The organism is Martinezella paranaensis (genome assembly GCF_014200235.1).
Lineage (GTDB): Bacteria > Pseudomonadota > Alphaproteobacteria > Rhizobiales > Rhizobiaceae > Rhizobium > Rhizobium paranaense.
In genome coordinates, this window is sequence record NZ_JACHBI010000014.1 from 96,908 (window position 1) to 122,748 (window position 25,841).

The window sequence follows — 25,841 nt, forward strand, 5'->3', positions numbered from 1 at the left end:
ATATTTCCCCGGAGCCCCCTGATGCCTCTTTACGATCCCCAAACCACCGCACTTGTCTCCATCGATCTGCAGGGCCTAGTTCTCAGCCGCCCGCTCGCACCCCACTCTGCGCAACAGGTCGTCGAGAATACCGCCGCCATCGCCAAAAAATTGAAAGCCGACGGCGGCACCACAGTCTTTGTGACCGTTGGATTTTCCGCAAACTATGTCGATGCTGTCAACCAGCCCGTGGATGAAACCTTCAGCTTTCCAGAGGGAGGTTTACCGCCCGCAGCTCTCGCCGTACCCGCCGAGATCGCAGCGCTGACACCCGACATCGCCATCGTCAAGCGCCACTGGAGCGCCTTTTACGGCACCGAACTCGATCTGCAACTGCGCCGCCGCGGCATCAAAACACTGATCCTTACCGGCGTCGCCACCAATTTCGGCGTCGAATCCACCGTTCGCGACGGCTATGCGGCCAATTATTCCATCATCGTCGCCGAAGATGCGGTGACGACCCTTTCGCAGGAAATGCAGGATTTCGCCTGCACCAAGGTCTTGCCGCGGCTATCGCGCATCCGCAAGACGGCGGAAATTCTGGCTGGCTGATCATGTACTTAGCGGTCCGAGCGGGCAATTTGCGGCCGCTCATTAGGCTCGAGCGATAAAACACGGATTCACCAAAATTGCTTTTCAAGGTAGATTCGCGCGCAAATCACCTCGGCCATTGCCGGCAGCTTCTTAGGGAACCACATGATTTCTGTCCTGGTTCGGACCTTCAATTTGGTCAGCAAACTTTCCCTCGCCGCCACGATCGGCGCGGGCCTCATCAGCGGCGATGCGCTGGCGCAACAGGCAACCCCGACGCCCGGCAGCGCCAAGGCGATCTTCGGCGCCGTAACGCTGCCGACGCAGGGACCGCCGCAATCGATCGGCTTTTATGCCAAGGGCTGCCTTTCCGGCGCCGTGGCGCTGCCGACCGACGGGCCGACCTGGGAGGCGATGCGCCCGTCGCGCAACCGCCGCTGGGGCCGACCGGAAATGATCACACTCCTCGAGCGCCTGTCGCGCGACGCCGCCAAATATGACGGATGGCCGGGCATTCTGGTGGGCGATATCTCGCAGCCACGCGGCGGCCCGATGTTCAACGGTCATGCCTCGCATCAGATCGGCCTCGATGCCGACGTCTGGCTGACGCCAATGCCGTCGCACACGCTGACAGCGGCCGAGCGCGAAACCTTGCCCTTCACCAGCATGCTGGCGAAGGACAAGTTCCTGACGATCAACGACAAGGTCTGGACACCGGAGCATGCCCGCCTCCTGATGCGCGCCGCGAGCTACCCCGAAGTCGAACGCATCTTCGTCAATCCGGCGATCAAGAAGAAGATGTGCGACACGTGGACCGGCGACCGAACCTATCTCGGCAAGCTGCGCCCCGAATATGGCCATGACTCGCATTTCCATATCCGCATCCGCTGCCCCGCAGGCTCGGCCAACTGCAAGCCGCAGGCACCTGTGGCGGCTGGCGACGGCTGCGACAAGTCGCTCGCCTGGTGGTTCACACCGGCGCCCTGGGCAAAGCCGAAGCCCACCGAGAAGCCGCCGGCAAAGCCGCGCGAAGTCATGGTTTCCGATCTGCCAAAGTCCTGCCGGGCCGTGCTGGATGCACCTTCCGTCGCCTCGGCCCGCGCCGCTACCTTCGGCACCAAGGCTGCTGCGGCCAGCGCCACGACCGGTGCGATGCCGGTTTCCAGCGCCGATACGGGCAACACCCCGCCCGGCAGCGTCCCGCAGCAGTAAAGCGGCTGAACCGGTTTCGACCGGTTCGACCCGTCTTTCAAAGGCTTGTCTCTTGGTATAGAAGGCAGATAAATCGATTAAAAGTCTTGGGCACTAGGTCCTGAGCGGAACGGGAGCTTCATGGCCGGCAAATGCATCGCGCTGATCGCGCATGATCAGAAGAAGGATGCAATGGCGGAATTTGCCCGCCGCAATCAGGATGCGCTTTCCAATTGGCATATCGTTGCCACGGGCACGACCGGCGGCCGGGTGCTCGATGCCTGCCCTGGCCTTACGGTCACCCGCATGAAGAGCGGTCCGCTCGGCGGCGATCAGCAGATCGGCGCCATGATCGCCACCGGCGATATCGATCTGCTTGTTTTCTTCATCGACCCGCTGACCCCTGTGCCGCATGATGTCGACGTGAAAGCGTTGACGCGGCTTGCCGTTCTCTACGACATTCCCATGGCTCTCAACGAAGCCACCGCAGAACGACTGATCAAAACACTGAACCATTAATCCGCCTCGGCGGCAGACCACGGACCTGGCCATGCCCAAGCTCAATCACAGCGAAGCCCCCCTGCCCTTTCCTATTCTGATCGGCGATATCGGGGGAACCAACGCACGCTTTTCGATCCTCGTCGATGTCTATGCCGAGCCGAAGCATTTCCCGAACGTGCATACCGCCGATTTCAAAACAATCGACGAGGCGATCCAGCAGGGCGTCCTCGACAAGACGGCGGTGCAGCCGCGTTCGGCGATCCTTGCCGTTGCGGCGCCGGTTCGTGGCGACGAAATTCCGCTGACCAATTGCGACTGGGTGATCCGGCCGAAGACGATGATCGCCAATCTCGGTCTCGAGGATGTGCTGATCATCAATGATTTCGAGGCACAGGCTCTGGCGATAGCCGGTGTCTCCGAGGAGCATCGCGAGACCATCGGCGAAACCTCCGAAGGCATGATCGCCTCGCGTGCCGTACTCGGGCCTGGCACCGGCCTTGGCGTTGCCGGGCTTATACATGCCCAACATGCCTGGATCCCGGTGCCCGGCGAAGGCGGCCATATCGATCTCGGGCCGCGCAACGCGCGCGATCTTCAGATCTGGCCGCACCTGGAGCCCATCGAGGGCCGTATCTCCGCCGAGCAGGTCCTCTGCGGCCGCGGCCTGCAATATCTTTACAACGCGATCTGCAAGGCAGACGGCATCGAGCCCGTGCTGACGCAACCGGCTGATATCACCACCCATGCGCTTGCCGGCACCAACGCCCAGGCTGAAGAAACCGTGACGCTGTTCGTCACCTATCTCGGTCGTGTCGCGGGCGATATCGCGCTGGTCTTCATGGCGCGCGGTGGCGTCTACCTTTCCGGCGGCATCTCGCAAAAGATCCTGCCGGCGCTGCAGAAGCCGGAATTCCGCGCCGCCTTCGAGGATAAGGCGCCGCATTCCGCGCTGCTGAAAACGATCCCGACGCATGTGGTCACCCATCCACTGGCCGCACTCGCCGGCCTTTCGGCCTACGCCCGCATGCCGGCCAATTTCGGCCTGGCGACGGACGGCCGCCGCTGGCGGCGTTGATCAAGTGGGCTTCGGCGGCGGTCGTCGAGGGGATCGCTCACGACCACGCGACGCCTTTTTGAAGGCGCTGCCTTCCCTTATAATGAGCTTGGCTCCATGACCCGCTTTAACCAGTGCAACAGGCCATATCTAGCCAAAGTCGTCCCAACTCTTTATAGACCCGCGAAAGCTCGTGCCATATGCGGCTCGCTTGGTTTGAGACAGGAAGCCGATATTTGAAGTCACCTGACACCAAAAAAACCGATATCGACAGTGAGACGATCGCCGCTGTGCTGAAGCGTATCATTGCTGAAAACGGTCGCGACCATATCTGGGGCTACTCGATCGCAATATTTTGCCTCGTTGTCGTCGCAGCGTCTACGGCGACGATGGCCGCCGTCATGAGACCGATCGTGAACGGAGCTTTTTACGAGCGCCGCGCCGAGGTTATGTGGCTGATTTGCTTTGCGATATTGGCCGCGTTTGTGGCCCGTGGTTTTGCTGGTTATTTTCAATCGGTCATTCTGTCTAAAATTGGCAATGACATCATTGCCCGTTATCAAAGGCGCCTCTATGCACATTTGATGACATTGTCGGTTGGCTTCTTCAGCGAAGCCCGTTCGGCTCAGATTGCGGCGCGAGTGAGTCAGAACGTTTCCGGTATCCGCGATGTGATGAACCTTATCATCACATCGACCGCGCGTGACTTTTTGTCATTTGTCTTTCTGCTGGCCAATATGGTCTATCAGGACCCGCTACTCAGCCTCCTGTTCTTCGTCATTGCGCCGCCTGTGTTTCTGGCCTTGCGCCACATCTCAAGACGCCTGCGCGCCGTTACGCGCGAGGCGGTCATTCTCAACAGCCGTGTGCTCGGCGCGATGCAGGAGACTATTCAAGGGGTTTCCATCGTCAAAGCCTTCACGATGGAGCGCGAACTCGAACGCAAAGTCGATAAGCTGATTACGGCGGCTGAAAACCGACAAAACCGCATTGCCCGTATTTCCGAGCGTAACGGCCCGCTGATCGAAACGGTCGCCGGCTTTGCCGTGGCCGGTGTGTTTGCCTATGCCGCCTATCGTTCGATCTATGAAAACGTCCCGCCAGGTGCGGTGTTTTCGTTCATCGTGTCGCTGCTGCTCGCCTATGATCCGGCCCGCCGTCTAGCCAAATTGCAGGTGCAGCTAGAGCGGGCCGTCGTCAATGCGCGCATGATCTACGAATTGCTCGACATGGAGCCGCGCCAGCGCGACCTGATCGACGCCAAGCCACTCACTGTCACCCAGGCCCGTATCGAGTTTCGTGACGTTGACTTCGCCTATGGTGACGAGGCGGTTCTGAACGGCGTGAGTTTCGTTGCCGAGGGCGGCGAGACGACGGCATTGGTCGGCCCCTCCGGCGCCGGCAAGTCCACCGTCATCAATCTCATCCCGCGCTTCTACGATCCCAAGGCCGGCAGCATCTTCATCGATGGGCAGGACATCGCCCATGTCACGAAGCAATCATTGCGCGAGCAGACCGCCTATGTCTCGCAGCAGCCCTACCTTTTCGAAGGCACGATCCGCGACAACATCCGTTATGGCCGTCCGGAGGCGACGAATGCCGAAGTCGAGGAAGCAGCCCGGCTCGCCTATGCCCATGATTTCATCCTGGCCCAGCCGCAAGGCTATGACACGCCGGTCGGCGAGAATGGCGTGACGCTTTCCGGCGGCCAGCGCCAGCGCCTGTCGATCGCCCGCGCGCTGGTACGCAACGCGCCGATCCTGCTTTTGGACGAAGCAACCTCCGCGCTCGATACCGAATCGGAAGCAGCCGTGCAGAAGGCGCTGGACGAAGCCATGAGCGGCCGCACCGTCGTCGTCATCGCCCATCGCCTGTCGACGGTCGTGCGGGCGGAAAAGATCATTGTCATGCAGAACGGGCGCGTCGTCGAAGAGGGCAACCACGAGACGCTTGCGACCGCCGACAATGGCCTTTACGCTCGCCTCAACAACCTCCAGCGGCCGGCCGTTTCCGGCACTTCCCGCAAATAAGACGATTGAGAAGACATGACCGATGATGCGATGAAGCTGGTGGTGGTGGGCGCAGCCGGACGTATGGGCCAAGCCCTGATCCGCCTCATCCACGCCACGGAAGGTGTTACCCTGCACGCCGCGGTCGCCCGTCCCGGTTCCGCCTTCATCGGCAAGGATGCCGGCGAAATTGCCGGGCTGGGGCCGATCGGCATTCCCGTCACCGACGATCCGCTTTCAGCCTTCCTGCATGCCGAAGGCGTGATCGACTTCACCACACCGGCCACCAGCGTCACCTTCGCAGGCCTCGCCGCCCAGGCGCGCGTCGTCCACATCATCGGCACGACCGGCTGCTCGGCGGAAGACGAAGCCAAGTTCAAGGCTGCTTCCCGCCACGCTCGCATCGTCAAATCGGGCAATATGGGCCTCGGCATCAACCTCTTGAGCGTCCTTGTCGAGCAGGCGGCGCGAGCGCTTCCGCCGGCAGATTGGGACATCGAAGTGCTGGAGATGCATCACAAGCACAAGGTCGACGCCCCCTCCGGCACCGCGTTGCTGCTCGGCCAGGCGGCGGCGAAGGGCCGCGGCATCGATCTCGACGATCATTCCGTGCGCGTGCGCGACGGCCATACCGGTCCGCGGCCAGTCGGCACCATCGGTTTCGCCACGCTGCGCGGCGGCGCCGTCATCGGCGACCATTCCGTCATCTTCGCCGGCGAAGGCGAACGCCTGACATTGTCCCACAGCGCCGGTGACCGCTCGCTGTTTGCCCGCGGCGCGCTTCAGGCCGCGCTCTGGGCGCGCGACAAGAAACCCGGCCTTTATTCCATGCTCGACGTCCTCGGGCTTTCCACACGCTGATCCCATCCTGGAGTGGTGAACCGCTCCAGCCTTTTGTTCTCACGCAATTCCGCACGGAAAACCGCCACGCACTTTTCCTGGAATTGCTCTATCAAGGAGGAATATTTCATGAGCGGTACTCTCGTCCTCGTTCGCCATGGGCAGAGCGACTGGAATTTGAAGAATCTTTTTACCGGCTGGAAGGACCCCGACCTCACCGAACTCGGCATCCAAGAAGCCAGGACCGGTGGCAAGGCGCTCGCCGATTACGGCATCAAGTACGATGTCGCCTTCACCTCGGCGCTGACGCGTGCCCAGCACACGCTGAAGATCATCCTCGATGAAGTCGGCCAGCCCGGTCTCGAAACCATCAAGGATCAGGCGCTGAACGAGCGCGACTACGGCGATCTTTCGGGCCTGAACAAGGACGATGCCCGCGCCAAGTGGGGCGAAGAGCAGGTGCATGTCTGGCGCCGCTCCTACGACGTCCCGCCGCCCGGCGGCGAAAGCCTGCGCGACACCGGCGCCCGTGTCTGGCCCTATTACCTCACGGAAATCCTGCCGCGCGTGCTCGCCGGCCAAAAGGTACTGGTCGCCGCCCACGGCAACTCGCTGCGTTCGCTGGTGATGGTCCTCGACCGGCTCAGCAAGGAACAGATCCTGTCGCTCAACCTCGCGACCGGCGTGCCGATGGTCTACAAGCTCAACGCCGACTCCACCGTCGCTTCCAAGGAAGTGCTCGGCGACATGTCCGGCGCGCATTGAGCGTAACCAAATAACGCCTGAAAGCCCCTCACCCTAGCCCTCTCCCCGTTTTACGGGGAAAGGGGACGACCTTTGTACCCTCGTCTCGACAGGTTAGTAGAGGGAAGGCTGTGGGGCGCGCGCCCATCCCCTTCTCCCCGCTTGCGGGGAGAAGGGGGCCGACAGGTCGAATGAGGGGCTAGCCCACCCTCAATTCTCAACGGTGAACCGCACTCTGTCGGCGGCGAAGCGGGAGATCGAATATTGCACAGGGATATTGTCGAGATCCGCATTGAGCGCCTGGGCGACCAGCACGATGGCGCCCGGGGATAGTTGCAGGTCGGCCAGATCGCCTTCGTCGGCATGGGTCGCGGTGATCTCGGTGACGACACGCACATAATCCGGTACGCCAAGCTCGCGAAACGCCTTGGTGATCGATCCGGTCGTCCGATAAATCTCGGCAATGGCGCCGAAGCGATCCGCCGGAAACCAGCTTGTGGCGCGCGAAACCGGACGATGATCCGCCTGACCGAGCGTTTCCAGGCGCACCAGCCGGGTGCCGATCTTGATCTTGAGCTGCCGCGCCAATTCCGTACTCGCAGGCTCTTCGCTGGTCGCAAGAAGGACGCTGCGGGTCTCGCGCACCTGATCGCCAATCCCTTGTGAAAATCGCGTCCGCCTCGAAATCGGGAAGCTCAGGCGCTCCTTGCGCTCGATCAGTGTGCCGCGCCCCTGCACGGCCCTGACGATCCCTTCCTGCGCCAGTGCCGCAAGTGCGCTTCGTATCGTGTGGCGGTTGACCCCGAACTGCAGCGCCAGCGCCGTTTCCGGCGGCACCATGCCTGCTTCATCGAAATCGCCGTGATTGATCGAAGTGCGAATCCGGTCAGCAATCTGCCGCCAGAGCGCTACGCCCGTCTGTCTTTGTACCTTCTGCCCCGCCATGTCGCCTGCTGCTAATGTCACACGCTTGTCACGTCTCGCCAATAAATATAAAACTACCTTGTATGGTTGTCTATATCAATAGACATTTTGAGGATGACGCGATGAATTCAGCACAGAGACAAGAGGCGGCGGCGCAGGAGCGGCGGGAACGCAAGCGCGCCGCCGATCTGTTGGCGCGGGCCGAACGCGACGAGCTTGACGCGGCCTGGGAGGCACTGCCCGACAAACCGGTGGTCCAGCCTGTACGAGGTCCGGAAACCGGGCTCGTCATGGTGCGCGGGCGCATCGGTGGCGGCGGTTCACCCTTTAATCTCGGCGAGGTTACCGTGACGCGCGCCACCGTCAAGCTCGGCTCCGGTGCGATCGGCCACGCGCATGCTCTCGGCACCGACCGCGACAAGGTGCGGCTTGCAGCAATCTTCGATGCACTCTGGCATCAGCCCGCCACCAAGGAATTCGTGGAGAAGGCGATCCTGCTGCCGGTTACCGATCGGATTGCCGAATATGACCGCAAACGTGCCGAGGAAACGGCCGCCACCCGCGTCGATTTCTTCACCATGGTCCGCGGAGAAGACAAATGAGCCCTTCCACCACCTCCATGATCGCCGGCAACGAGGCGCTGACCGGCGGTTTTACCGATCCGGTGTTCGACGCGCAGAGCGTCTTCAAGATGATGATGGATGCCATGGCACGGCCGGGCATCATCCAGACCGTTACCTCCGACATCGCTCCGCCCGCCCAGCTCGGCATTGCAGCCGGCGCGATCAGCCTGGCGCTGTGCGACCATGACACGCCGGTCTGGCTGTCGAGCGGTCTTGCCAAATCGGCCATGCCCGCCTGGCTCAGCTTCCACACCGGCACGCCGGTGACACCGGAAAAGATCGAGGCACGCTTTGCCTTCGTCGAGGCCGGCATGGCGCTCGCCTCCTTCAACCAGTTCGCCGTCGGCACGCAGGAATATCCCGACCGTTCGACGACACTGGTTTTAGAAATCGCAGCCCTTGAGGGCGGCAAGGAACTGGCGCTCTCAGGCCCCGGCATCGCCGGTATCCGCATGATCGCTCCGATCGGCCTGCCCGATACTTTTCCGCGCATCTGGAACGACAATCGCGCGCTTTTCCCGCGCGGCGTCGATCTCGTTCTGACGGCGGAACGGCAATTCCTTTGCCTGCCGCGCACCACCAAGATCATCGCGACGGAGATGTGACGCATGTATGTTGCCGTTAAAGGCGGCGAAGCCGCCATCGCCAATGCTCACCGGCTGCTCGCCGATCGTCGCCGCGGCGATCGTTCGCTGCCTGCCATCGGCATCGACCAGATCGTCGCGCAACTGGCGCTCGCCGTCGACCGCGTCATGGCCGAAGCCTCGCTTTACGACCGCACGCTCGCCGCCCTTGCCGTTCGCCAGGCGCGCGGCGACATGATCGAAGCGATTTTCCTGCTGCGCGCCTACCGCACCACGCTGCCGCGCTTCGGCTATTCCAAGCCGCTGGATACCTCGGCGATGAAGATCGAACGCCGCATCTCCGCCACCTACAAGGACCTGCCCGGCGGCCAGCTTCTCGGTCCCACTTTCGACTATACGCACCGCCTGCTCGACCCGAGCCTGCTCACGGATATGCCGGTGGACGAGCCGATGCAGCGGCCGGCGGAAGAAGGCCGCGTGATGCGCGTCTCGGAAATTCTGAGCCAGGAAGGGCTGATCGAAGGCGACGGCGACATGCCGATCGACCACGAAACCGGCGACCTGACGCGCGAACCGATGGAATTCCCGATGACCCGCGATCTGCGCCTGCAGGCGCTCGCCCGCGGCGATGAAGGCTTCCTATTGGCGCTCGGCTATTCGACCCAGCGCGGCTATGGCCGCACCCACCCCTTCACCGGCGAAATCCGCATCGGCGAAGTGGAGGTCGAATTGGATGTGCCGGAACTCGGTTTTGCCGTGTCATTGGGTAGCATTCAGGTGACCGAATGCCAGATGGTCAACCAGTTCAAGGGTTCGGCCAAGGCACCGCCGCAGTTTACCCGCGGCTATGGCCTGGTTTTTGGCCAAAGCGAACGCAAGGCCATGGCGATGTCGCTGGTCGACCGGGCGCTCCGCGCCGATGAACTCGGCGAGGATATCGTCGCACCGGCCCAGGACGAGGAATTCGTCATCTCCCATTCCGACAACGTGCAGGCGACCGGCTTCGTCGAACATCTGAAGCTGCCGCACTATGTCGACTTCCAGGCCGAACTCGACCTGGTGCGCCGCATGCGCCGCGACTTCGAGAATGCACAGAATGCAGGCAAGGACCCGATGACGGAGGCTGCCGAATGACCGAACTCGCCACCTATAACTTCGCCTATCTCGACGAACAGACCAAGCGGATGATCCGCCGCGCCATCCTGAAGGCGATCGCCATTCCCGGTTATCAGGTGCCGTTCGCCTCGCGCGAAATGCCGATGCCCTATGGCTGGGGCACGGGCGGCGTGCAATTGACCGCCGCGATCATCGGGCCGGACGATGTGCTCAAGGTCATCGACCAAGGCGCCGACGACACGACCAACGCCGTCTCTATCCGCGCCTTCTTCCAGAAGGTGGCTGACGTCGCCGTCACCACCCGCACGGACGAGGCAACCATCATCCAGACGCGCCACCGTATCCCGGAAGGCAAGCTTGGACCCAACCAGGTGCTGGTCTATCAGGTGCCGATCCCCGAACCGCTGCGTTTCCTGGAGCCGCGCGAGACCGAGACCCGTAAGATGCATGCGCTCGAGGAATACGGCCTCATGCATGTGAAGCTCTACGAAGACATCGCCCGCAACGGCCGCATCGCCACCACCTATGCCTACCCGGTGAAGGTGGCCGGCCGTTACGTGATGGACCCCTCGCCGACGCCGAAATTCGACAATCCGAAGATGCACATGTCGGATGCGCTGCAGCTCTTCGGCGCCGGCCGCGAAAAGCGTATCTATGCCGTGCCGCCCTATACCGAAGTCGTCAGCCTCGATTTCGAGGATCATCCCTTCGAAGTGCAGCGTTTCGATAAGCCCTGTGCTCTCTGCGGTGCCGAGCAGGTCTATCTCGACGAAGTGATCCTCGACGACAAGGGCGGGCGGATGTTTGTCTGCTCCGACACCGATTTCTGCGAAGACCGCCGCGCCCATGGCCATATCGGCACCATGCTGGCACCCAACCAGGAGGCCGCCGAATGAGCGACACGCCACTCCTCAAGGTCAAGGATATCTCGAAATTCTATGGCAGCCGCATCGGTTGCCGCAATGTATCCTTCGATCTCTGGCCCGGTGAAGTGCTGGCGATCGTCGGCGAATCCGGCTCCGGCAAGACGACGCTGCTCAACTGCATTTCGACCCGGCTGCGGCCGACCACCGGCAGCGTCGAGTACCATATGCGCGACGAGACCTATCGCGAACTCTTCCGCATGAACGAGGCCGAACGGCGCTTCCTGATGCGCACCGACTGGGGCTTCGTGCACCAGAACCCGGCCGACGGCCTGCGCATGACCGTTTCGGCCGGCGCCAATGTCGGCGAGCGGCTGATGGCGATCGGTAACCGGCACTACAGCAATATCCGCAATACGGCCATCGACTGGCTGGAACGCGTGGAAATCGACGCTGACCGTATCGACGATCAACCGCGCGCCTTCTCGGGCGGCATGCGCCAGCGCTTGCAGATCGCCCGCAACCTGGTGACCGGCCCGCGGCTGGTGTTCATGGACGAGCCGACCGGTGGCCTCGACGTATCGGTTCAGGCCCGCCTGCTCGATCTCGTACGCGGCCTCGTCAACGATCTCGGCCTGTCGGCCATCATCGTCACGCACGACCTCGCCGTTGCCCGCCTGCTGTCGCACCGCATGATCGTGATGAAGGACGGGGTGGTGATCGAGCATGGTCTTACCGACCGCGTGCTCGACGATCCGCGCGAGCCCTATACGCAACTGCTCGTCTCCTCGATCCTGCAGGTTTAAAGCCATGGCCACTCCCCTCGTCGTTTCCGAAGTCTTCAAGAGCTTTACCATGCACCTGCGCGACGGCATCCGCCTGCCGGTCGTCGCCGACGTCTCCTTCTCGGTCGCATCGGGCGAATGCGTGGTTCTCGGCGGCCCTTCCGGCATCGGCAAGAGCTCGCTGCTGAAAATGATCTACGGCAACTACGCCGTCGATAGCGGCCAGATCCTGGTGATGCATAAGGAAAGGATCGTCGATCTCGCCGCCGCCGATCCGCGCACCGTGCTGGAAGTCCGCCGCCATACCATGGGCTATGTCAGCCAGTTCCTGCGCACCGTACCGCGCGTTGCTGCCATCGACGTGGTTGCCGAGCCGCTGCTGGCGCGTGGCGCAAGTGCCGAGACCGCCCGCGAAAGAGCAGGCAGCCTGCTGGCGCAGCTCAACCTGCCGGAAGAGCTTTGGCAATTGCCGCCCGCCACCTTCTCCGGCGGCGAACAGCAGCGCGTCAATATCGCCCGTGGCTTCATCACCGATCATGCCATTCTGCTGCTCGATGAGCCGACCGCCTCTCTCGACGCGAGAAACCGTGCTGCCGTCGTCGACATGATCGAAAAGAAGAAAAAGGCCGGCGTCGCCCTCCTCGGCATCTTCCATGACGAGGAAGTGCGCGAGGCCGTTGGCAGCCGCGTTCTCGATGTGTCGCAATTTTCGCCCAGAAAGTCCGCCGCATGAGCCGCCAATTGGGCGAAACGCCCTTCATCAGCCCCTCGGCCAGCGTCAGCAATTCGACGCTCGGCCGCTACACCGAAGTCTCCGACCGCTGCCGCATCGATGAAACCGAGATCGGCGACTATTCCTACATCATGCAGGACGGCGCGGTCTGGTGTGCGACGATCGGCAAGTTCGTCAACATTGCCGCGGCTGTGCGCATCAACGCCACCAACCATCCGACCTGGCGGGCGACGTTGCATCACTTCACCTATCGCGCCGCCGACTATTGGCCGGATGCCGATATGGAGACGGATTTCTTCACCTGGCGGCGCGACAACCGCGTAACCATCGGCCATGACGTCTGGATCGGCCATGGCGCCACCATCCTGCCGGGCGTCACCGTCGGTAACGGTGCGGTCATTGGCGCCGGTGCGGTCGTCTCCAAGGATGTTGCGCCCTATACGATCGTCGGCGGCGTGCCGGCCAAGCTCATCCGCCAGCGCTTCACCGAAGCTGTCGGCGAGCGCATGGACAAGCTTGCCTGGTGGGACTGGGATCACACCACATTGCGTACTGCGCTTGACGATTTCCGCGCCCTTGCGGCCGAGGACTTCCTGATCCGCTACGGCGCCTGACGCCCGCGGCACAATCCTTGCTAGAATCCTCTCCGAAGCCCGAAAACCCTGCGGTTTTCGGGCTTTTGCATGCCGTTACGGGAGGGCGCAAACGGCGGGGATTGTAACAGCAGTTACACAAATCTGACATTGGAGCTTCACGAACGGGGACTAATGCGTTGCCTATGCTCAGCGTATGGCGGTCTCGAGGCTTTTCGAAGCGAAAGCCCATGCGCTCGTCCAACAGGTTTCCGCTGCGCCAACGTCAACGTTTGTTGCGGAGCCGGACAGCCGCGAAAGGGAAGGCCTCATGTTTGAGCTGAAGAATGTTTCGCGCCGGTTCGGAAACAAGCTCGCTGTCGATTCCGTGACGCTGGACATTCCGCAAGGACAGATGGTCGGCATCATCGGCCGCTCAGGCGCCGGCAAGTCCACGCTGCTGCGCATGATCAACCGCCTTGCCGATCCGAGCTCGGGCTCCATTCATTTCGCCGGCATCGAAGTTTCCAAGCTGCGCGGCCGGGCGTTGCGCAACTGGCAGCGCGATTGCGCCATGATCTTCCAGCAGTTCAACCTGGTTCCCCGCCTCGACGTGCTTACCAACGTCATGCTCGGCCGCCTGAACCAGCGCTCGACGACGCTCAGCCTGTTGTCCATCTTCAGCCGCGAAGAGCGTATCGAAGCCATCGCGGCGCTTGAACGCCTCGGCATCGAACAGACCGCGTTGCAGATGGCCGGCACGCTGTCGGGTGGCCAGCAGCAGCGCGTCGCCATCGCCCGCGCCCTGATGCAGCAGCCGAAAATGATGCTTGCCGACGAGCCGATCGCCTCGCTTGATCCGCTGAACGCCAAGATCGTCATGGATGCGCTGCGCGATATCAATGAGCGCGAGGGTATCACCGTCATCACCAACCTGCACACGCTGGATACCGCGCGCAACTACTGCGAACGCATCGTCGGCATGGCGGCCGGCCGCGTGGTGTTCGACGGCAAGCCGGCCGATCTGACGGCCGCCGCCGTCAAGGAAATCTACGGCACCGACAAAGATGGCGCCGGTGTCGACGAGACGATGACGTCGACCGCCATCAATCTTTCCGATCAGCCCGCGCAAGGCGCGGCAAATGCATCTGCCGGCCCGCAACCGCTGGCACTGGCCGGTCTCTGAGGGAGCCGGCCGCGATCGAAGGCCCACGTCAAGGGCGCATTTCTTCTAGACCGAAGACATCCGGGGACACCGGTTAATCAGGAGACGAACCCATGTTGAAGAAGACCCTTCTCGCAGCCACGGCGCTTCTCGCGCTCGCTGGCGGCGCTGCCGCTCAGGACATCAAGGAATTCCGCGTTGGTATTCTCGGTGGCGAAAACGAAGCCGACCGCCTGCGCAACTATGCCTGCCTCTCCGACCACCTGAAGAAGGAGTTCGGTTTCGAGAAGGTATCGCTGTTCCCGGCTGCCGACTATGACGGCGTCATCCAGGGCCTGCTCGGCGGCACGCTCGACTTCGCTGAACTTGGTGCTTCCGGCTATGCAGCCACCTACATCAAGGACCCGAAGGCCGTTACCCCGATCCTGACCACGCAGCAGACGGACGGCTCGACCGGCTATTACTCGATCGGTCTCGCCCTGAAGTCCTCCGGCATCAAGACGATCGCCGACGCCAAGGGCAAGAAGCTCGGCTACGCCGACCCGGACTCCACCTCGGGCTACCTCGTTCCGCTGACGCAGATTCCGAAGACCACCGGCATGCCGAACGACAAGTTCTTCGCTTCCACCCAGTTCAACGGCGGTCACGAGAACAACCTGCTCGCCGCCTATGACGGCAAGGTCGACGTTGCCGTTGACGACTCTTCGGGCCTCGGCGATTTCAAGGACGGCTACACCTCCGGTACCTTCCGCAAGGAAGTCGACAAGGGCGCCGTCGATCCGAACAAGCTCGTCGAAGTCTGGCGCTCGCCGCTAATCCCGAACGGCCCGCTCGTCGTTCGCAACGCTCTCGGCACCGAATGGCAGGCCAAGCTGACCGACTTCTTCCTGAAGCTCCCGACCACCGACGCCAAGTGCTTCTCGGCAATCGAAGGCGGCGACTTCAAGGGTTACGTCAAGGTCAACCCGGACTTCTACAAGGCCGTTGTCGAAGTTCGTAAGGCTGCCATCGGCGGCTGATCCCTATCCAGACTGCGGGGCGGCCGGCGACGGCCGCCCTTTTCCTATCACAAGGGCAGGATTTCATGACGGTTGCCGATACTCAGCTACAGATGCAAGGTGCGCCTCAGAGCGCCAAGGACATCGGCGACGCCTGGAGCAGGATGGTGGCTCGCCGCCGCCTCTATACCGGCATTGGCCTGCTGATCCTGATCACCGCCTTCGTGAGCTCCGTCCGCTTTGCCGACGAGAGCAATGCCGGCCATTTCTTCGACCGCCTGCCGCATCTTTTCGATTTCCTGAGCTGGCTCATCCCCAAGGATTGGTCCGACGTCTATCGTGCGCTCTTCGACCTGCCGAGCCCCAACGGCGCAAACGGCGTCGGCGGCGAGGAATTCAATTTCCCGCTAGGCCGCGTCTATGTCTGGGGCGATTTCTATATCCCTGAATATTTCGAGCTGATGATCATCACGATCAACGTGGCGCTGGTTTCCACCCTCATCGGCTTTGTCGTCGCCCTGCCCCTCAGCTTCTTTGCTGCGCGCAACATGTCGCCGTCGCATCCGGTTCGTCTGGTGACCAAACGCTTCATGGAATTGCTGCGCGCCTTTCCCGAGATCGTCATCGCCGGCCTGTTTTCGGCGATCCTGTCGATCGGCCCGATCGCTGCCATCATCGCCGTCGGCCTGCATACGATCGGCGCGCTCGGCAAGCTCTTCTATGAGGTGATCGAGAATATCGACATGAAGCCGGACGAGGGCATGAAGGCGGTCGGCGCGAGTTGGACGGAGCGCGTTCGCTTCGCCGCGCTGCCGCAGGTTCTGCCGAATTTTATGTCCTACGTGCTGCTGCGCCTGGAGATCAACGTTCGCGCTTCCACCATCATCGGCGCCGTCGGCGGCGGCGGTATCGGCGAGGAGCTGAAGCTTTCGATCTCGCGCGGTTTTGGCGCCAAGACGGTGGCACTCGTGCTGCTGCTTTTCGTCACGATCATCGCCGTCGACCAATTTTCCGCATGGCTCCGTCGCCGTCTCGTCGGCGAACATGCCTTCCTTCTGCAACACTGAGGTTGCCTATGTCCGTCATCGACGCCGGCCGCATGCAGGAAATCGAAGCCCGCTATCCGGAAATCCTGCACCGATCGTTCCGCCAGCGTTTCGGCGCGCTGATGATCTTTCTCGGCGTGATCCTTTACGGCATCTACGCCGTCTGGTTCTTCGACCTGCCGAAGATCGTCGCGGAAGCACATTGGGAACGCGTCGGTATCTATCTGAGTGAATGGGTCAGCTACGACGTGCAGCCGGAGTTCCGCGTTTCCGGTGACAAGATCAGCGTCAAATATCCGCGTTTTTCGCCGCTCGGCGACGATCCACATCCGGATTGGGTGACGAACAATCCTGACGGCAGCCTGACCGTCTCCGTCAGCGGCAGCAGCCGCAGCGTGACGGTTACCAAGACGCAAGCGATCCTGACCGCACATGGCGTCACTGTTCCGATCGACTTCACCGGCGCTGCGCCGAAGGTCCTCGGCTCGGAGCCACTGCCGTCATGGATCACGGTTTATGACGACAATATCCTCGCCAATATGGGCTTTGCCGGCGACGTCAGCATTTCCACCGACCGCGTGAAGATCCGCAAGCGCTTCATCGGCTGGGCAAATTTTGTCTTCGATACGCACTCGCCCTTCTTCGATAAGCCGGCGAGCGAAGTCATCAGCCTGATCGTTTCCGGGCCGCGACTGGAGCCGGACCAGTCCAATCTCTCGCTGGCATTCGACAATATCTGGAACAATGGCGCATGGCAGCATGGCGATGTCTGGACCAAGTTGTTCCAGACGATCGTCATGGCCTTCCTCGGCACGCTGCTCGGTTCGCTCGCCGCTTTCCCGCTGGCCTTCATGGCGGCGCGCAACATCACGCCGAACCGGCTGGTCAATCAGATATTGAAGCGCTTCTTCGATTTCCTGCGTTCGGTCGACATGCTGATCTGGGCGCTTTTCCTGACCCGCGCCTTCGGCCCCGGCCCGCTCGCCGGCAGCGGCGCGATCTTCCTGACGGAGACCGGCACCCTCGGCAAGCTCTATTCCGAAGGGCTGGAGAACATCGACAACAAGCCGCGCGAAGGCGTCAAATCGACGGGCTCCTCGACGGTTCTCGTGCATCGCTACGGGATCATGCCGCAGATCGTTCCCGTCATCGTCAGCCAGACTCTGTACCAATGGGAATCTAATGTGCGCGGCGCCACGATCATCGGCGCAGTGGGTGCCGGCGGCATCGGCCTGAAGCTTTGGGAGGCCATGCGCACCAATGCCAATTGGGAAAACGTTGCCTATATGGTGCTCTTGATCCTCATCGTCGTCTTCCTGTTCGACGCCGCTTCCAATGCGCTACGCTCGCGCCTGATGGGCACGCAAAACGGCAGGTAGAAAGCCTTCGGAAAAATCGCAGCGCATCATCATTTTGTCACGGGAATCCGGTAGCGCAGGTCGGCAAGACAACATTGCTTGAGTTCGCTTTAGCCGGATTCGAGCCGCTGCTGCCTTGCTGCTCTTGCGGTTTGTCGCAAATCACCCAACAGTGTCGTGCGCAGCCGATTTTTCCAAGGAACGCAGCCTTGCGCTATGCTCTCTATTTCACGCCGCCCAAAGACGATCCGTTGACCGCGCTTGCCGCTCTCTGGCTGGGCCGCGATGCATTTTCCGATGACATCTTTTCCGACAAGGCCATGGGTCCCGTGCCGGAAGGCCATGCCGAACTGACCGCCGATCCGCGCCGCTACGGCTTTCACGCCACGCTGAAAGCGCCATTCGAGCTTGCCGGCTCGGTGACCGAGTGCGATCTTCTCGATGTCGCCGCCGAGTTCGCCGCGCGCACCAAGGCTTTCACCATTCCGGAACTGGTGCTCGGCCAGCTCGGTCATTTCTTCGCGCTCGTGCCCGGCTCGCTTTACCAGCCGCTGCGGGATTTTGCCTCGCGTGTGGTCAAGACTTTCGAACCATTCCGCGCACCGCTTTCGGATCACGACATCGCCCGGCGCAAGCCGGAAGGCCTGACAGAACCGCAGCGCGCCAATCTGCTGCGCTGGGGCTATCCCTACGTCAATGACGAATTCCGTTTCCATATGACGTTGACCGGGCGCGTCCCAACCGAACGTCAAGCCGACATGCAAGAAGTCCTGCGCGAGCGCTTCGCCGACTATATAGGCAAGGCACTCGCCGTTTCCGGCCTCGCCGTCTTCATCGAAGAAGAGCGCGGCGCCCCCTTTACCGTCCGTTCCTGGCTGCCGCTTTCCGGCGCCTAATAGCGAAAGACCTGACATGACCAAAGAAACCGTCCTTTCCAACGCCCGCATCGTCCTCGAAGACAAAATCGTCGAAGGCTCCGTGCTGATCCGTGACGGTCGCATTGCCGGCATTTCCGAGGGCAAGTCTGCTATCGGCGAGGATTTCGAGGGCGACTATCTGATCCCGGGCCTGGTCGAGCTGCATACGGACCATCTGGAGGCCCATTATTCGCCGCGCCCCGGCGTGCGCTGGAACAAGACAGCGGCCATCCAGGCGCATGACGCCCAGATCGTCACCTCCGGCATCACGACAGTATTCGACTGCCTGCGCATGGGCTCAGATGAAGACGGCGGTTTCGAGCGCGGCGAGATGCGCGACATGGCCGATGCCATTCAGGCGGCAGAGCGCGAGGACCGGCTGCGCGCCGAACACCTGATCCATCTGCGCTGCGAAGTCTCCGCCGACAACGTCCTCGATCATTTCCAGGATTTCGAGAAGGACCCCTATGTCCGTCTGGTTTCGCTGATGGACCACGCGCCGGGCCAGCGCCAGTTCCAGACCATGGACCAATACATCTTCTACTATCAGAAGAAGCGCGGCTTGAGCGACGAGGCCTTTGCCCGTTTCGTTGCCAAGCGCCAGGAAGAATCGGCCAAATACGCAACGCCGCATCGCGATGTCATCTCCAAGGTTTGCGCCGAGCGCGGTATCACCATCGCCAGCCATGACGACGCGACACTCGCCCATGTCGACGAAGCCATCAATTACGGCGTTCGCCTGGCTGAGTTCCCGACCAGCGTTGACGCCGCCAAGGCGTCGCATGGTGCCGGCATGAGCGTGCTGATGGGCGCGCCGAACATCGTTCGCGGCAAGTCGCATTCCGGCAATATCGCCGCCCGCGATCTCGCCGAACTCGGCGTGCTCGACGTACTGTCGTCCGATTATGTGCCGCTCAGCCTGCTGCATGCTCCCTTCATCCTTGCCGACGAGATCGAGAGCATTTCGCTGCCGCAAGCGATCGCCATGGTGACCGCCACCCCGGCAAAGACTGTCAGCCTGAACGACCGTGGCCGCATCGCCGAAGGCCTGCGCGCCGATCTCGTGCGTGTCCGCCGCGATCATGGCGTGCCGGTGACGCGCTCGGTCTGGCGAGAAGGACGACGTGTCGCATGACGGTCGAGGCCAACATAAAGCCGGCTAATCTTGGCCTGGCCTATGCGACCGCGGGCACGCTCGCCGTCGTCGTCGGGCCGAGCGGTGCCGGCAAGGATACGCTGATGAATCTCGCCGCCCGGTATTTCGCCGGCCGGCCGGATGTCCATTTCGTCCGCCGCGTCATCACCCGCGAAGGCGATGCTGGCAACGAGGATCACAAAAGCGTCTCGGATGCCGATTTCGACGCCATGCAGCGCGCCGGCGCGTTCGCCATCTCCTGGGAAGCGCACGGCTTGAAATATGGTATTCCGGCAGCGGTCCGCGATGAGCTAGCCCTCGGCCATCTCGTCATCGCCAATGGTTCGCGCTCCGTACTCGACCGTTTCCAGACCGCCTTTCCACGGCTTAAGGTCATCAACGTCACGGCGCGGCGCGAGGTATTGGCCGAGCGGCTGATGGCACGAGGCCGCGAGAGCCGTGAGGATGTGCTGAAGCGGCTGGAAAGAAGCTCGCTGACCGTTCAGGGCAGCTATGACATAGCCGATATCGATAATAGCAGCACGCTCGAAGAGGCCGAGCGTGCTATCATTTCGGTGCTGGAAGCGCTGATTGGGAAGTAAGCGGCCGGAGCCGAAGAAGACGAGGCATACGCAAAGGGCCTATCTCGCCCTCCTGAGCTTGTCGAAGGGGCGGGATAGACCGTTTCCAACCCACCGCTCAATGCGCTTCGTCCCAATTGTGAGCCGCGCGCGCGTCGACCTTCAACGGCACGGACATATCGACCGCCGGCATGGCGGCATTTTCCATGACCGAGACGATGATCGGCGTCGAACGCTCGACATCGGCGTCTTCGACTTCGAAGATCAGTTCGTCATGCACCTGCAGCAGCATGCGCACGCGATCGTCGAGGCCGGCGGCCGCAAGTGCCGGCTCCATCTTGATCATGGCGCGGCGGATGACGTCGGCCGCTGAACCCTGGATCGGCGCATTGATCGAGGCGCGTTCGTTGAAGGCGCGCACGGACGGATTGGAGGAGCGGATTTCCGGAAAATGCACGCGGCGGCCGAAGATGGTCTCGACATAGCCCTTGTCGCGCGCTGCCGCCTTGGTGCTTTCCATATAATCGCGGATGCCGGGGAAGCGTTCGAAATACCGCTTGATGTAATCGCCGGCTTCCGAACGTTCGATCGACAATTGGTTGGCGAGGCCGAAGGCGGAAATGCCGTAGATGATGCCGAAATTGATCGCCTTGGCGCGGCGGCGCACTTCGCTCGGCATGCCCTCGATCGGCACGCTGAACATTTCCGAGGCCGTCATGGCGTGAATATCGACGCCGTCGGCGAAGGCCTGTTCGAGTTGCGGGATATTGGCGACATGCGCCAGCACGCGCAGTTCGATCTGACTATAGTCGGCCGAGATCAGCTTGTGACCTGGCGTCGAAATGAAAGCCGTGCGGATCTTGCGACCTTCGGCCGTGCGAACCGGAATATTCTGCAGGTTCGGCTCGGAGGAGGACAAGCGCCCGGTCGTGGTCGAGGCCAGCGAATAGGAGGTATGGACCCGTTTGGTCTCGGGATGGACATAGCCCGGCAGCGCGTCGGTATAGGTGGATTTCAGCTTGGTGAGCTGGCGCCAGTCGACGATCTTGCGCGGCAGTTCGAAGCCGGCGGCCGCCATGTCTTCCAGCACTTGCGCCGAGGTCGACCATTGCCCGGTCTTGGTTTTGTTGCCGCCGGCTAGGCCCATCTTGCCGAAGAGAATGTCGCCGAGCTGTTTCGGCGAACCGATGTTGAAGCGCTCGCCGGCCAACGTGTAAATCTCATCCTCGAGGGCGGCGGCACCCTGCGCCAGCTCGCCGGAAAGGCGCGACAGGATTTGCCGGTCGATGGTCATGCCGCGCTCCTCCATATGGGCGAGAACCGGCACCAGCGGCCGTTCCAGACGCTCATAGACGCTGGTGAGCTTTTCGGCGGACAGCCGCGGCTTCAGCACCAGCCAGAGCCGCAGCGTCACATCGGCATCTTCTGCGGCGTAGGCCGTGGCCCGGTCGATATCGACGAGATCGAAGGTGATGTTGGATCTGCCGCTGCCGGTGACATCCTTGTAGGCGATCGGCTTGTGGCCGAGCCAGCGCTCCGACAGGCTATCCATGCCATGCGTGGCATTGGCGCCACCATCGAGCACGTAGGACAGAAGCATCGTGTCGTCGAAGGCCTTGAGCTCGATGCCATAGCGCTTCATCAGCAGGTAGTCGTATTTCAGGTTCTGCGCGATCTTGAGGACGGAGGTGTCTTCAAGCAGATTCTTCAGCCGCGGAAGCGCATCGCGCAACGAGATCTGATTATCCACCAATCCGCCGCCGAGCAGATCGCCGACGCCGTTCTTGTGGCCGAGCGGCACGTAAGCGGCGCGGATGACCGTACCGGAAGGATCGTTGCGATTATCGGCGATCGCCAGCGAAAAACCGACGATTTCGGCCTGCATGGCGTCGAGCGACGTCGTCTCCGTATCGAAGGCGACGATGCCGGTTTCGCGCGCGTTCGCTATCCACTGGTCCAGAGTAGCGACGTCGCGGATGGTGACATAGGTGGAATGATCGATCGGCGCGGTGGCAAAGCTTGCCGCCCGTGCCTTGGCGAGTTCGCGGGGCTCTGAGGCACTTTCAGACGCCATACGCGCCTTGACCACCGGCGCCGGCACGGAGGCACCTTCGGCAGCCACCTCGCCGCCAGCAACAAGATCGACATTTTTAGCGACATCGAGGTCGGGGCCATGGGCAGTGTCGCCCCGCTCGACCTTGACCTCGGATGGTTCGATCGCAGCCGCATCGCAATCGCAGGCATCGGCGACACGGCGCGTGAGCGAGGTGAACTCCATCGCCTTCAGGAAGCCGATCAGTTTCGGGCCGTCCTGGGATTCCAGCACCAAATCATCGAGCGGCAGCTCCAGCGGCACATCGGTCCTGAGCGTCACCAACTGCCGGGAAATTCGGGCCAGCTCGGCATTGGCGACGATGTTTTCACGGCGCTTCTGCTGCTTGATTTCGCCGGCGCGGGCAAGCAGCGTGTCGAGATCGCCGAACTCTTCCAGAAGCTGCGCCGCCGTCTTCGGGCCGATGCCGGGAATGCCGGGCACGTTGTCGACGGAATCGCCGGTCATGGCCTGCAGGTCGATCATCTTTTCCGGCGGCACGCCCCACTTCTCGATGACATCGGGGATGCCGATCTGCTTGTCCTTCATGCTGTCATACATGTGGACCATGGGGGTGACGAGCTGCATCAGATCCTTGTCGGAGGAAATGATGGTGACGTCGGCGCCGGCCGCCTCGGCTTGGCGGGCGTAGGTGGCGATGATGTCGTCCGCCTCGAAGCCGTCGGTCTCGATGCAAGGCAGGTTGAAGGCGCGCGTCGCCTGGCGGATGAGCCCGAACTGCGGGATCAGCTCCTCCGGCGGTGCCGAGCGGTTTGCCTTGTAGGCGTCGTAGATATCCTTGCGGAATGTCTTCGAGGAATAGTCAAAGATGACGGCAAAGTGTGTCGGCGTAACGCCGACCGAGGTATCGCGCGCCGAGGTCAGCAGCTTCCACAGCATATTGCAGAAACCGGAGACGGCGCCGACCGGTAATCCATCGGATTTGCGCGTCAGCGGCGGCAGGGCATGAAAGGCCCGGAAAATGAAACCGGAGCCGTCGACGAGGAAGAGATGATCACCTTTTTTCATGGAAGCATGGATAGCGTGGCGCACCTCCAACGTCCATATAAAGTTCCAATCAAGCGGTCTGCGGACAGGCTAAATTTCTCACTCAAACGTTACCAATTTTTAATCAATCTAATCTGCGGATTCCCTTGAAAAACCATATTTAGAGCCTCATTTCATACTCACCGGCGATTGATTACGCCGAGGGTCTGGCAACCGGCCTGTCCCCCGCCATGTCAGACTTGGACAAAGGCCTATCCCCCTCTCCGGGCCTTTGTCCCCCCTTTGAAGCCGCCATGGTCCCACCTCCAGACCATGGCGGCTTTTCTATTAGATTTCATTCACATAGTCAGTAAAACAACCCGCCAAATATCACCAGAATTTGGCCTGCATCAGACACATTTCACCCAAGATTTGATGATTGTTTTGCTCCAAAATACGGGCATACTTGCAATCATGGGATTTAATCGCATGGACTCTGCGGCCTACCTTGCCAATCAGATGGCGAAGGGATTTGCCCGCTCGTTGCAACAACGGGCGGCGGGGCTTGGTTTTTCCCCCGGCCAATTTCCGATCCTGCTGGAATTGTGGTCCGAAGACGGGCTGACCCAGAAGCAATTGCTGGAGCGCGTCGACATCGAGCAGGCGACGATGGCCAATACCCTGTCGCGCATGGAACGCGATGGGCTGGTGGAGCGCCGGCCGCATCCATCCGACAAACGCGCGCAACTGGTGTTCCTGACCGGCAAAGCTGCCGCCATGCAGACGGAAGCCGTGCAAGCCGCTATGGCTGCGGACAAGGAGCTGTTTCGAGGCTTCCGCACCTTCGAGCGCGAACTGCTGCTCGAATATATCAGGCGCATCCTGGAAAACGCCAAGCATCTCTAGCACCGCGCGTCTCGTTCAACTGACCGTGCATTCGGAAATTTTCGATTTTCCTGCCTCGAAACCGAACTGGCTTTGGTCTATCGTCCGGCCAATTTTCACGTAAGGAGTCGGATATGACCGATGTATCGCCCGTTCTCGACCGTGCGGATCAGAACCTTCCGTCCAGTCTCGACAATCTGTTCGAACTGCTGCGTATCAAATCCATCTCGACCGATCCGGCCTTCAAGGCGGAGTGCCACAAGGCGGCGGAATGGCTGGTCGCCTACCTGACCTCGCTCGGCTTCACCGCCTCCGTGCGCGACACGCCGGGTCATCCGATGGTCGTTGCCCATCATGATGCAGCGAGCGCCGATGCGCCGCATGTGCTGTTCTACGGTCACTATGACGTGCAGCCGGTCGATCCGATCGAGCTTTGGGAGAGCGATCCCTTCGCGCCTGCCGTCAAGGATATGGGCGAAGGCCGCAAGATCCTGACTGGCCGCGGCACCTCTGATGACAAGGGCCAGTTGATGACCTTTGTCGAAGCCGTCCGCGCTTACAAGGAAATCAAGGGTGCGCTTCCGGTCCGCATCACCATCCTGTTCGAAGGCGAAGAGGAATCCGGCTCCCCGTCGCTGAAGCCGTTCCTCGAAGAGAACGCCGCCGAGCTGAAGGCGGACTATGCGCTGGTCTGCGACACCGGCATGTGGGATGGCGATACGCCGGCGATCTCGGCAGGCCTGCGCGGCCTCGTCGGCGAAGAAATCATCATCAATGCCGCCGATCGCGACCTGCATTCCGGCATGTTCGGCGGCGCGGCCGCCAACCCGATCCACATCCTCACCGACATTCTCGCCGGCCTGCATGACGAGACCGGCCGCGTCACGCTCGACGGCTTCTATGACGGCGTCGAAGAGACGCCGGGCAACATCAAGGCCTCCTGGGAAACGCTCGGCATGACGACGGAAAAATTCCTCGGCGAAGTCGGCCTCTCCATACCCTCCGGCGAAAAAGGCCGTTCGGTGATGGAACTCACCTGGGCGCGACCGACGGCTGAGGTCAACGGCATCACGGGCGGCTATACCGGCGCCGGCTTCAAGACCGTGATCGCCGCCAAGGCGTCGGCGAAGGTATCGTTCCGCCTCGTAGGGCAGCAGAACCCAGATGCAATCCGCGATAGTTTCCGCGCTTACGTCCGCTCGAAGGTTCCAGCCGATTGCTCGGTGGAGTTCCATGCCCATGGCGCCTCGCCGGCAATCCAACTGTCCTACGATTCGCCGGTACTGACCAAAGCAAAGCACGCTCTTTCCAGCGAGTGGCCGAAGCCGGCTATCGTTATCGGCATGGGCGGATCGATCCCGATCGTCGGAGACTTCCAGAAGATGCTTGGCATGGAATCCCTGCTGGTCGGTTTCGGCCTCGCCGACGATCGCATCCATTCGCCGAACGAGAAATACGAGCTGAAATCCTATCACAAGGGCATCCGCTCCTGGGTCCGCATCCTCGACGCGCTCGCCGCTTGAGTTTCAAACGAGGACGCGCGAGCGAGATCGCGCGTCCTCCCCTTC

At 61.7% G+C, this 25,841-nt stretch carries 25 protein-coding genes; 23 read left to right on the plus strand and 2 right to left on the minus strand.

Annotated features, from left to right (window positions below; all coding sequences use genetic code 11):
• Positions 1-21 precede the first annotated feature (21 nt).
• The 7 genes from GGD50_RS26340 to GGD50_RS26370 all read left to right on the plus strand — a co-directional run bounded on the left by GGD50_RS26340 (position 22) and on the right by GGD50_RS26370 (position 6,930).
• Complete coding sequence (locus GGD50_RS26340; protein ID WP_107106547.1) at positions 22-591, plus strand: isochorismatase family protein; 570 nt, start codon at positions 22-24, stop codon at positions 589-591.
• 144 nt (positions 592-735) lie between these two features.
• Complete coding sequence (mepA, locus tag GGD50_RS26345; protein WP_107106546.1) at positions 736-1,782, plus strand: penicillin-insensitive murein endopeptidase; 1,047 nt, start codon at positions 736-738, stop codon at positions 1,780-1,782.
• A gap of 120 nt (positions 1,783-1,902) precedes the next feature.
• Positions 1,903-2,280, plus strand: coding sequence for a methylglyoxal synthase (locus tag GGD50_RS26350; protein ID WP_107106545.1), 378 nt, complete (start codon positions 1,903-1,905; stop codon positions 2,278-2,280).
• A 31-nt stretch (positions 2,281-2,311) separates the two neighbouring features.
• On the plus strand, positions 2,312-3,337 hold the full coding sequence (locus GGD50_RS26355) for a glucokinase (protein ID WP_107106544.1): 1,026 nt from the start codon (positions 2,312-2,314) through the stop codon (positions 3,335-3,337).
• 215 nt (positions 3,338-3,552) lie between these two features.
• Entirely contained in the window at positions 3,553-5,346 is a 1,794-nt protein-coding gene (locus tag GGD50_RS26360; RefSeq protein ID WP_107106543.1) for an ABC transporter ATP-binding protein, read from the plus strand.
• A gap of 15 nt (positions 5,347-5,361) precedes the next feature.
• Positions 5,362-6,186, plus strand: coding sequence for a 4-hydroxy-tetrahydrodipicolinate reductase (gene dapB / locus GGD50_RS26365; protein ID WP_107106542.1), 825 nt, complete (start codon positions 5,362-5,364; stop codon positions 6,184-6,186).
• Positions 6,187-6,294: 108 nt separating this feature from the next.
• Complete coding sequence (locus GGD50_RS26370) at positions 6,295-6,930, plus strand: 2,3-bisphosphoglycerate-dependent phosphoglycerate mutase (RefSeq protein WP_107106541.1); 636 nt, start codon at positions 6,295-6,297, stop codon at positions 6,928-6,930.
• A 189-nt stretch (positions 6,931-7,119) separates the two neighbouring features.
• Here the strand turns inward: GGD50_RS26370 and phnF are convergent, their stop codons facing one another.
• The gene (gene phnF / locus GGD50_RS26375; protein ID WP_107106540.1) at positions 7,120-7,854 is read right to left on the minus strand and encodes a phosphonate metabolism transcriptional regulator PhnF; all 735 of its coding nucleotides are present in this window, start codon (positions 7,852-7,854) and stop codon (positions 7,120-7,122) included.
• A 101-nt stretch (positions 7,855-7,955) separates the two neighbouring features.
• Between phnF and phnG the strand changes: the two genes are divergently transcribed.
• The 14 genes from phnG to phnN all read left to right on the plus strand — a co-directional run bounded on the left by phnG (position 7,956) and on the right by phnN (position 20,330).
• A complete protein-coding gene (gene phnG, locus GGD50_RS26380; protein ID WP_107106539.1) occupies positions 7,956-8,435 on the plus strand; it encodes a phosphonate C-P lyase system protein PhnG in 480 nt (159 codons plus the stop codon).
• Positions 8,432-9,061 (plus strand): phosphonate C-P lyase system protein PhnH, encoded by a 630-nt coding sequence (gene phnH, locus GGD50_RS26385; protein WP_414124898.1) that lies wholly within the window; start codon positions 8,432-8,434, stop codon positions 9,059-9,061. Before phnG ends, phnH begins: the two co-directional genes overlap by 4 nt.
• Positions 9,062-9,064: 3 nt before the next feature.
• Positions 9,065-10,174: a carbon-phosphorus lyase complex subunit gene (locus GGD50_RS26390; protein WP_107106538.1), complete on the plus strand. Its 1,110-nt coding sequence runs from the start codon at positions 9,065-9,067 to the stop codon at positions 10,172-10,174.
• Positions 10,171-11,052, plus strand: coding sequence for an alpha-D-ribose 1-methylphosphonate 5-phosphate C-P-lyase PhnJ (locus GGD50_RS26395; RefSeq protein WP_107106537.1), 882 nt, complete (start codon positions 10,171-10,173; stop codon positions 11,050-11,052). Before GGD50_RS26390 ends, GGD50_RS26395 begins: the two co-directional genes overlap by 4 nt.
• Positions 11,049-11,825 (plus strand): phosphonate C-P lyase system protein PhnK, encoded by a 777-nt coding sequence (gene phnK, locus GGD50_RS26400; RefSeq protein ID WP_107106536.1) that lies wholly within the window; start codon positions 11,049-11,051, stop codon positions 11,823-11,825. Before GGD50_RS26395 ends, phnK begins: the two co-directional genes overlap by 4 nt.
• A gap of 4 nt (positions 11,826-11,829) precedes the next feature.
• Positions 11,830-12,537, plus strand: coding sequence for a phosphonate C-P lyase system protein PhnL (gene phnL, locus GGD50_RS26405; RefSeq protein WP_107106535.1), 708 nt, complete (start codon positions 11,830-11,832; stop codon positions 12,535-12,537).
• Entirely contained in the window at positions 12,534-13,151 is a 618-nt protein-coding gene (locus tag GGD50_RS26410) for a DapH/DapD/GlmU-related protein (protein ID WP_107106534.1), read from the plus strand. Before phnL ends, GGD50_RS26410 begins: the two co-directional genes overlap by 4 nt.
• Before the next feature lie 289 nt (positions 13,152-13,440).
• On the plus strand, positions 13,441-14,295 hold the full coding sequence (gene phnC, locus GGD50_RS26415) for a phosphonate ABC transporter ATP-binding protein (RefSeq protein WP_107106621.1): 855 nt from the start codon (positions 13,441-13,443) through the stop codon (positions 14,293-14,295).
• 92 nt (positions 14,296-14,387) lie between these two features.
• A complete protein-coding gene (gene phnD, locus GGD50_RS26420; protein ID WP_028754441.1) occupies positions 14,388-15,293 on the plus strand; it encodes a phosphonate ABC transporter substrate-binding protein in 906 nt (301 codons plus the stop codon).
• A 65-nt stretch (positions 15,294-15,358) separates the two neighbouring features.
• Positions 15,359-16,339: a phosphonate ABC transporter, permease protein PhnE gene (gene phnE, locus GGD50_RS26425; protein WP_107106533.1), complete on the plus strand. Its 981-nt coding sequence runs from the start codon at positions 15,359-15,361 to the stop codon at positions 16,337-16,339.
• A gap of 8 nt (positions 16,340-16,347) precedes the next feature.
• Positions 16,348-17,697 carry a phosphonate ABC transporter, permease protein PhnE gene (phnE, locus tag GGD50_RS26430; protein WP_107106532.1) on the plus strand — a complete coding sequence of 450 codons (1,350 nt, stop codon included), beginning with the start codon at positions 16,348-16,350 and terminating at the stop codon, positions 17,695-17,697.
• Positions 17,698-17,885: 188 nt separating this feature from the next.
• The gene (locus tag GGD50_RS26435; RefSeq protein ID WP_107106531.1) at positions 17,886-18,572 is read left to right on the plus strand and encodes a DUF1045 domain-containing protein; all 687 of its coding nucleotides are present in this window, start codon (positions 17,886-17,888) and stop codon (positions 18,570-18,572) included.
• A 16-nt stretch (positions 18,573-18,588) separates the two neighbouring features.
• Positions 18,589-19,728, plus strand: coding sequence for an alpha-D-ribose 1-methylphosphonate 5-triphosphate diphosphatase (locus GGD50_RS26440; RefSeq protein ID WP_107106530.1), 1,140 nt, complete (start codon positions 18,589-18,591; stop codon positions 19,726-19,728).
• Positions 19,725-20,330 carry a phosphonate metabolism protein/1,5-bisphosphokinase (PRPP-forming) PhnN gene (gene phnN, locus GGD50_RS26445; protein WP_107106529.1) on the plus strand — a complete coding sequence of 202 codons (606 nt, stop codon included), beginning with the start codon at positions 19,725-19,727 and terminating at the stop codon, positions 20,328-20,330. Before GGD50_RS26440 ends, phnN begins: the two co-directional genes overlap by 4 nt.
• A 97-nt stretch (positions 20,331-20,427) precedes the next feature.
• Here phnN and polA read toward each other — a convergent pair whose 3' ends face one another.
• Entirely contained in the window at positions 20,428-23,430 is a 3,003-nt protein-coding gene (gene polA, locus GGD50_RS26450) for a DNA polymerase I (protein ID WP_107106528.1), read from the minus strand.
• Positions 23,431-23,877: 447 nt separating this feature from the next.
• Here polA and GGD50_RS26455 point away from each other — a divergent pair, with 447 nt between their 5' ends.
• Complete coding sequence (locus tag GGD50_RS26455) at positions 23,878-24,294, plus strand: MarR family winged helix-turn-helix transcriptional regulator (protein ID WP_107106527.1); 417 nt, start codon at positions 23,878-23,880, stop codon at positions 24,292-24,294.
• A 113-nt stretch (positions 24,295-24,407) separates the two neighbouring features.
• Complete coding sequence (locus GGD50_RS26460; protein WP_107106526.1) at positions 24,408-25,796, plus strand: M20/M25/M40 family metallo-hydrolase; 1,389 nt, start codon at positions 24,408-24,410, stop codon at positions 25,794-25,796.
• Positions 25,797-25,841 lie beyond the last annotated feature (45 nt).

What these genes read in the sequence shown, in the direction of transcription:
- GGD50_RS26390 (WP_107106538.1), top strand. Translation starts at nt 9,065, where the DNA reads ATGTATGTTGCCGTTAAAGGCGGCGAAGCCGCCATCGCCAATGCTCAC.
- phnD (WP_028754441.1), top strand. Translation starts at nt 14,388, where the DNA reads ATGTTGAAGAAGACCCTTCTCGCAGCCACGGCGCTTCTCGCGCTCGCT.
- phnC (WP_107106621.1), top strand. Translation starts at nt 13,441, where the DNA reads ATGTTTGAGCTGAAGAATGTTTCGCGCCGGTTCGGAAACAAGCTCGCT.
- phnE (WP_107106533.1), top strand. Translation starts at nt 15,359, where the DNA reads ATGACGGTTGCCGATACTCAGCTACAGATGCAAGGTGCGCCTCAGAGC.
- GGD50_RS26340 (WP_107106547.1), top strand. Translation starts at nt 22, where the DNA reads ATGCCTCTTTACGATCCCCAAACCACCGCACTTGTCTCCATCGATCTG.
- GGD50_RS26410 (WP_107106534.1), top strand. Translation starts at nt 12,534, where the DNA reads ATGAGCCGCCAATTGGGCGAAACGCCCTTCATCAGCCCCTCGGCCAGC.
- GGD50_RS26370 (WP_107106541.1), top strand. Translation starts at nt 6,295, where the DNA reads ATGAGCGGTACTCTCGTCCTCGTTCGCCATGGGCAGAGCGACTGGAAT.
- GGD50_RS26440 (WP_107106530.1), top strand. Translation starts at nt 18,589, where the DNA reads ATGACCAAAGAAACCGTCCTTTCCAACGCCCGCATCGTCCTCGAAGAC.
- dapB (WP_107106542.1), top strand. Translation starts at nt 5,362, where the DNA reads ATGACCGATGATGCGATGAAGCTGGTGGTGGTGGGCGCAGCCGGACGT.
- phnK (WP_107106536.1), top strand. Translation starts at nt 11,049, where the DNA reads ATGAGCGACACGCCACTCCTCAAGGTCAAGGATATCTCGAAATTCTAT.
- mepA (WP_107106546.1), top strand. Translation starts at nt 736, where the DNA reads ATGATTTCTGTCCTGGTTCGGACCTTCAATTTGGTCAGCAAACTTTCC.
- GGD50_RS26455 (WP_107106527.1), top strand. Translation starts at nt 23,878, where the DNA reads ATGGACTCTGCGGCCTACCTTGCCAATCAGATGGCGAAGGGATTTGCC.
- polA (WP_107106528.1), bottom strand. Translation starts at nt 23,430, where the DNA reads ATGAAAAAAGGTGATCATCTCTTCCTCGTCGACGGCTCCGGTTTCATT.
- GGD50_RS26350 (WP_107106545.1), top strand. Translation starts at nt 1,903, where the DNA reads ATGGCCGGCAAATGCATCGCGCTGATCGCGCATGATCAGAAGAAGGAT.
- phnL (WP_107106535.1), top strand. Translation starts at nt 11,830, where the DNA reads ATGGCCACTCCCCTCGTCGTTTCCGAAGTCTTCAAGAGCTTTACCATG.
- GGD50_RS26460 (WP_107106526.1), top strand. Translation starts at nt 24,408, where the DNA reads ATGACCGATGTATCGCCCGTTCTCGACCGTGCGGATCAGAACCTTCCG.
- phnN (WP_107106529.1), top strand. Translation starts at nt 19,725, where the DNA reads ATGACGGTCGAGGCCAACATAAAGCCGGCTAATCTTGGCCTGGCCTAT.
- phnH (WP_414124898.1), top strand. Translation starts at nt 8,432, where the DNA reads ATGAGCCCTTCCACCACCTCCATGATCGCCGGCAACGAGGCGCTGACC.
- phnE (WP_107106532.1), top strand. Translation starts at nt 16,348, where the DNA reads ATGTCCGTCATCGACGCCGGCCGCATGCAGGAAATCGAAGCCCGCTAT.
- GGD50_RS26395 (WP_107106537.1), top strand. Translation starts at nt 10,171, where the DNA reads ATGACCGAACTCGCCACCTATAACTTCGCCTATCTCGACGAACAGACC.
- phnG (WP_107106539.1), top strand. Translation starts at nt 7,956, where the DNA reads ATGAATTCAGCACAGAGACAAGAGGCGGCGGCGCAGGAGCGGCGGGAA.
- phnF (WP_107106540.1), bottom strand. Translation starts at nt 7,854, where the DNA reads ATGGCGGGGCAGAAGGTACAAAGACAGACGGGCGTAGCGCTCTGGCGG.
- GGD50_RS26355 (WP_107106544.1), top strand. Translation starts at nt 2,312, where the DNA reads ATGCCCAAGCTCAATCACAGCGAAGCCCCCCTGCCCTTTCCTATTCTG.